The organism is Desulfobacula sp. (assembly GCF_030611305.1).
In the GTDB taxonomy this organism is placed as follows: Bacteria; Desulfobacterota; Desulfobacteria; order Desulfobacterales; family Desulfobacteraceae; genus Desulfobacula.
In genome coordinates this window covers 1-6,294 of sequence record NZ_JAUWQB010000133.1, presented here as the reverse complement: position 1 = coordinate 6,294, position 6,294 = coordinate 1, and the positions used below count along the sequence as shown (strand labels likewise).

Genomic DNA, 6,294 nt, shown 5'->3' with positions numbered 1-6,294 from the left:
AAATTCCCCGATTTTACCTTTGGAGGGGTCTATAAAAAATTAGGCGGTGGATTTGGGACCACTTAAATTATTGACTATAGTTGCTTTATGGGTAATGACTGCCAGAGGATCCTTGCAAAAAGGTATTTCTACTAGTCCGTGATCCTTGTGGCGCTGGTATATTGCTCTTGTGCTACTGGCGATGTCGGTCATATCCTGCATTACCCGATACACGCAGGAATTCGATGATGCAACAAACAGATCAATGGATATCCCGGTTTCCTTTGTAAAAGCATCCAACCTTGCATTTTCAAACGCCTCATAAACTTGCGCTGAGCAACTGTATTGCAATTTCTGATCAGCAGTTGCCACTGCCAGTGGGGAAACGGCCCATAGTACCAATAAACTGACGACTATTAAACGTGATATACTGATTATTTTTCTCATAATTTTTTTCCTTCTCCTTATTGGGTTAAAGTATTTTGTCTAACAACAGTGTCATTTTTTAATATATAATTCAATTTACGTGCCAGAGGTTAACACTCGGCCCTAAATACGGATAACTTGTTATTTTTATTAGATATATATAACCGTGAAGTCAACTCTGTCACCACTGGAGACCATTCTCAGCCTTACCTTGGGAATGCTTGGTCTTTGTAAGGAATTTGCCGCAGCCAAAAATAAAAAATAGCTGAATATGATATACAATTTTACAACCTGTAAAGTTGTTTGACAGGTTGAAATTTCCTATAGTTTTGACTAATTTTTTTTGTTTCCATGGCATCTATGGTTATGGTGCATTCTGATATATCAAAAAGCCTTAAAAGATGGAGGAATCACTGTGGCCTCATTTTTGCTTCTACCTCAATAGTTATTGTTTAGTGTTGTTGACTATAGTAGCGCAAATTGAAAAAAATCGGGAAAGGCCTGATTTAAAATTGTAGTCGCATAAAACCCGTGAGCCTCGAGCACACAATAAATGTAGAAAGCGTTGGGTTTTGGAAAAATCAAATACAGGCAGAATCCAGAATTTTAACCGTAAGACGTCCCGCAAGCACCAGCGACCGGGAACGGAAAAAAGCATAGTAATCATTGTGGCGCTTACAGCGCTTATTTTTGTGGCTGCAAGCGCGGTTATGTCCCAGTGGTCCATTGAGGAGATGTGCAAGATCGTGCGTGGGCAGTTCAATGAAGAGCAGATGGTTATTGCGCATAACGTAAAAAGTTTTATTGAGAGAGAGTTCTCCTTTTTAAAACGGGAGATGAAAATTCTTTCCCATGAACTTGAAAACGATGAAGATCCCATCAGGGCAATACAATCAACCCTGGCCCGTCTGGTTGAATGCGGTGTCAGCACAATCGAATTTCGCGACAGGAATGCCGGAGTTGTTTATTCCGGTCATCCCTTCCGAAAAGAAATCACTCATTCCCCCCTTGACGAGAGCTTGCCTCTTCCCTTTGATCTTGAGGCCCCCAAAATAAATCAATTGAGCATCTCAAACTTGCAAGTTACACCATCTGGGATATTTTTAATACTATTCTTACCCGTCGACCAAAGCGGTTCACGAATGATCATTTGCCATGTCAATATTTCATGGCTCCTGGATCCTTACCTCAAGAATATCAGGTCCGGCAAGACAGGGTATGCATGGATCATCGATGGTGAAGGTCGTTTTCTTTTTCATCCGGTCACCTCATTTACCGGCAAGAATGCTTTTCTGGTAAGAAAAGAAAAAGATCATGACATCTCTTTTGTGAATATCAACAAGATACAAAGGGATGAAATGCTAAAGGGCCGCGAAGGGACTGGAAGGTATGTTTCAGGATGGCACAGGGGGCTTACAGGCAGGATAGAAAAGCTGATTGCATACACCCCTGTTACGATTTCTCAAGCCCCGACTCTAAACTGGTCCATAGCGGTTGTTGCTCCTGTTTTGGAAATAGAGAAAGCAGTAAGGGATAAATACATGGATCAGTTTTTCATGCAGATAGCCGTGATATTCACAATTATTGCAGGTGCTTCAATTATCATGTTTTTTGAAGTAAAATGGTCCAGGCATATGGAGGAGGAGGTTAACCGGCAGACCGAAGAACTCGTAAACTCCGAAGCAAAATATCGATCCCTTGTGGAAAGCGCCGAGGACTTCATTTTCACCGTTGACCTCAAAGGCAAATTTTTGTCCATGAACAGCTTTACTTCAAATTTTTTCAAATGCAGGGCTGAAGACCATATAGGAAAGGGATTGTCATCGATATTTCCAAAAGAAATGAGTGGAAGGCTGCAGCCACTTATCCGTACGGTTTTTGAAACCGGGAAAAGTATCAGAAAGGAATCCGGACTTGACCTTGCCGGCATGCAGATACTCGTAGACACCCACATGGTGCCCGTGCGGAGCGAAAAAGGAGAAGTAAATTCCGTGCTCTGCATTGGAAGGGACATAACTGAAGACAAAAAACTCGAGCGCCACCTGATACGCACGGAAAAACTGGCATCACTGGGCACGCTGGCAGCAGGGGTTGCCCATGAAATCAACAATCCGCTTGGGGTTATACTGGGGTTCTGTGACCTTATGCTGCGAAAAAAAGACAAAGCTTCCCAGGATTATAAAGACCTTAAAATAGTAGAACGCCAGGGCCTTCATTGCAAAGAGATCGTGGAAAACCTTCTGGGTTTCGTACGTACGGGTGAAGACAACGGTCACCGGCAAACCGATTTGAACTTTTGCCTTGAGGATGCCATCAAGATAGCGAAGCACCGCTTTGAAAAAGAGGGGATTTTTCTGTCCACGGAATTTTCAGACACTATTCCGCTTGTAAAAGGCGATTCCCGGAAGCTACAGCAGGTTTTTCTCAACCTGATAAACAACGCCGCCGACGCCATGCCCGAAAGCGGAAGATTGACCATCCGGACATTTATGGACACTCACCTTCACATGGTCGCAGTACAGTTCCAGGATGAAGGCATTGCAATAGAGGGCAAGGACATTGACCATATATTCGAACCTTTTTTTACCACCAAGCCCGAGGGCAGGGGAACGGGGCTCGGACTTTTTGTAAGCTACGGCATCATAACCGGTTTTGGTGGAATCATGGAGTGTGAAAGCCAAAAGCCTTCTTCAGCTAATGCCGCATCCGGCGGAACCATTTTTACAGTTAAACTGATGGTGATGTCCTGAGGAGGATGGATGAAGGGACATATTTTGATAGTTGACGACGAAAAGGATATGCTTACACTGCTTGACAGGATTATTTCGGAAGATACCCATTACAAGACTGTTACGGAAAGCAATCCTGAAAAGGCACTTGAAATTTTCAGGGGAGAGGATTTCGACGTTGTAATGACAGACCTGAAGATGCCCGGTATGTCCGGGATCAGCCTGATGGAGAAGATCAGACAGATCCGTTCTGACGTATCGGTAATTATCCTCACAGCCTATGCCACTATAGAGACTGCGGTGGAAGCCACACAAAAAGGAGCCAACGATTATCTGACAAAGCCTTTCCGCAGAGAAAGGCTTCTTGTAACCCTTGACAAGGCCATGAAGTGGCAGGCGGTCATCAGGGAGAACAAAAGGCTGCGAGATGCTCTTGAAAAGAAGAATGATCTTTCCATAATCGGTTCTAGTGTTGCAATGGCAAATGTTTTTAACCGTATTCGCCAGGCTGCTCCCACATCTGGAACCGTCCTTATAACCGGCCCCACAGGAACGGGTAAAGAGCTTGTGGCCAGGGCTGTCCATCAGAACAGCAATAGAAGGTCAAAAAAACTTGTTACCATAAATTGTACGGCAATTTTAGAAAATATGATTGAAAGCGAGTTGTTCGGACATGTGAAAGGCGCATTTACAGGTGCAGCCACAGACAAGAAGGGACTGGTTGAAGAAGCAGAAGGAGGCACGCTTTTTCTTGATGAGATCGGAGATTTAAAGCCCGGTCTTCAGACCAGCATTCTCAGGCTTCTTCAGGAGGGGGAATACAGGCCCGTAGGGAGCGTTATAACTAAAAAGGCCGACCTTAGGTTCATTGCGGCCACAAACAAAAATCTTGAACAGGCCATCAGGGACAATACATTCCGGGAGGACCTGTTTTACCGCCTGAACGTCATCCGTTTAGAAATACCGCCCTTAAAGGACAGAGCCGAAGATATTCCGCTTCTCAGTTATCACTTTCTAAATAAGTATTGTGTATTGAACGGAAAACAGATTAAGGGGATCGCACCGTCCGCCATGCAGACGCTGATATCAAAACAATTTCCCGGCAATGTACGGGAACTTGAAAATATCATTGAACGGGGAATAATTTTTTGTACCGGCGACACACTGACCCTCTCCGACCTGGGCCTTTCCGGCCCGGAGGAGAGTTTCATGCCTGAGTTGAGCAGGGAAAATGAAAATACCTTGATGAGATTCAAACAAGCCAAAGAAGAAAATATCCGGCTTTTTCATGAACATTATATCCGGGCCCTGTTAAAGGAAAGCCATGGAAACATCAGCAAGGCATCTGAACTTGCAGGGATACAGAGACAATACCTCCATCGGCTCATGAAAGAATCTCATATAGAAGCCAATGAATTCAGAACATTGTCAACTATGAAGTGACACCTTTGTTTTACACCTGTCCACCACCAGGTTTTACCGGCCGACATCATCTGGATGCCGGCTGATTCTTTTTTGAGAATTTATCTTTAATAATCAGTATGTTATTCAATAGTTCTGGTTTTCCTTCATTCTGGCACATTTATTGTTATTCCTTTTAGTTAAAGACGGTCGACAAGAAAATACTGGTCGAAGTTTTCAACTTAAATGATATAAAAAAAGGAGCAACAGTATGGAAAAACCTGATAAAAAAATAACCGGTTTTGAAGTGGCCCGGGATCTGGAAAAAGAAAAACAGACCATTGGTGAGCGGTTTATCCCGGAGTGGCGTCATATACGGGCAGCCATAGGAGGTGTGTTCGTTTTTTTCCTGGTTTTTCTTCTGGGCGTCTGGCTTGCGGGAAATCCCTTTGAAGCCACGGTAAGGATACAGTCTGACTGGATACTTTCCAGCGGGCTTGAGGGAAATCAGTGGCGCATTATATGGAGCGTGGTGGCTTTGGCGGCATTTTTTGAATTCATGGACGCATCCGCCGGCATGGGATTTGGGACCGCTTTAACCCCCATCCTCCTTGTGATAGGATTTGATCCCAAACAGATCGTACCTGCTGTTATGATTCAGCAGGGTGTGGCAGGTCTTGTGGGTGCCTTTCTTCACAGGGAATTTGAAAATGTGGAATGGAAATTCAGTCCCATGTCTGAAACCGTAAAGCTCTGGATTATCATAGCGGTGACCGGGTGTATCGCGGTATCATGTTCCATCATCGGTATTTATAAGTTTTTCCCCATGGATAAAATCTGGATCAAACTCTATGTGGCCATCCTTCTGGTGATGATGGGGGGTGTCTCTTTGTGGAGCGCTAGAAAAGACAGGCCCTACACACCCAATAAAATGATCGGATTTGCAGCCCTGGCAGGATTTAACAAGGGGGTTGGCGGCGGCGGATACGGTCCGGTTGTCACCATTGGCGGGCTTCTTTCAGGCGTGCCCGTTAAAAGCATGCTTGCGGTAACAGCCATCTGTGAAGGCACCGTTTCCACCTTTGCTATTATTGTATGGCTGGCACTTTTAACCAGTGGTGTTCAGATCGACTACATCATTCTGCCGTCCTTTATGCTGGCCACCATGTTCTCTGCCATTGCAGCACCCTATATGACACGGGTTTTCCCTGAAAAATTTTGGAAAATTGTGGTGCCGGTTTACTGCTGTATTGTAGCGGCCGTCTGTTTTTACAAAATAGGTCCTGGCATCTACAAGAGACTGGCAGGTTGATGGCAGTCTGAATTAATATAATTGCCTCCCTGGGAACAGGGAGGCAAAAAAAGAATAAGGAGAAGTGTGATGAGCAAAAACCAGATGAACAATTATATCCGTAAACGAACCCGGAATTTTGGCTTGTCAATGGTTGTCATGGGGGTATCATTTTTTCTATATTATCTGGGACTTTTTGGGAATGTGGACGGACCCCTTGCACCGGGAAATATAGGAAAATCTATGGCAGAAATGGGGGTTGAAAAAATCCATATGCTGACTTTTTTTCTTTCTTTTTTTATCATTGCTATGACGTGGAACCATATTTTCAACCTGGTGACCTATATTACCGGTTCAGGTACAGGGCCTGTAAAAAAGGGAGTGGTAAGCCACACTGTATGGGTTGTTGCTTTGATATTCTGTGCTATAATATGGTATTGTTCATAAACCGCTATATCACCGAGAGGT

General features: G+C 44.2%; 5 protein-coding genes. 4 read left to right on the top strand and 1 reads right to left on the bottom strand.

Features of this window, described 5'->3' with window-relative positions; all coding sequences use genetic code 11:
* Positions 1 to 39 precede the first annotated feature (39 nt).
* The gene (locus QAI40_RS16445) at positions 40 to 426 is read right to left on the bottom strand and encodes a substrate-binding domain-containing protein (RefSeq protein ID WP_299983819.1); all 387 of its coding nucleotides are present in this window, start codon (positions 424 to 426) and stop codon (positions 40 to 42) included.
* Positions 427 to 977: 551 nt separating this feature from the next.
* Here QAI40_RS16445 and QAI40_RS16440 point away from each other — a divergent pair.
* From QAI40_RS16440 to QAI40_RS16425, 4 genes are all read left to right on the top strand, one after another.
* On the top strand, positions 978 to 3,155 hold the full coding sequence (locus QAI40_RS16440; RefSeq protein WP_299983820.1) for a sensor histidine kinase: 2,178 nt from the start codon (positions 978 to 980) through the stop codon (positions 3,153 to 3,155).
* Between the two features lie 9 nt (positions 3,156 to 3,164).
* Positions 3,165 to 4,577 carry a sigma-54-dependent transcriptional regulator gene (locus QAI40_RS16435; protein ID WP_299983822.1) on the top strand — a complete coding sequence of 471 codons (1,413 nt, stop codon included), beginning with the start codon at positions 3,165 to 3,167 and terminating at the stop codon, positions 4,575 to 4,577.
* A gap of 229 nt (positions 4,578 to 4,806) precedes the next feature.
* Positions 4,807 to 5,847 carry a sulfite exporter TauE/SafE family protein gene (locus QAI40_RS16430; protein WP_299983824.1) on the top strand — a complete coding sequence of 347 codons (1,041 nt, stop codon included), beginning with the start codon at positions 4,807 to 4,809 and terminating at the stop codon, positions 5,845 to 5,847.
* 69 nt (positions 5,848 to 5,916) lie between these two features.
* Complete coding sequence (locus QAI40_RS16425; protein ID WP_299983826.1) at positions 5,917 to 6,273, top strand: hypothetical protein; 357 nt, start codon at positions 5,917 to 5,919, stop codon at positions 6,271 to 6,273.
* Positions 6,274 to 6,294 lie beyond the last annotated feature (21 nt).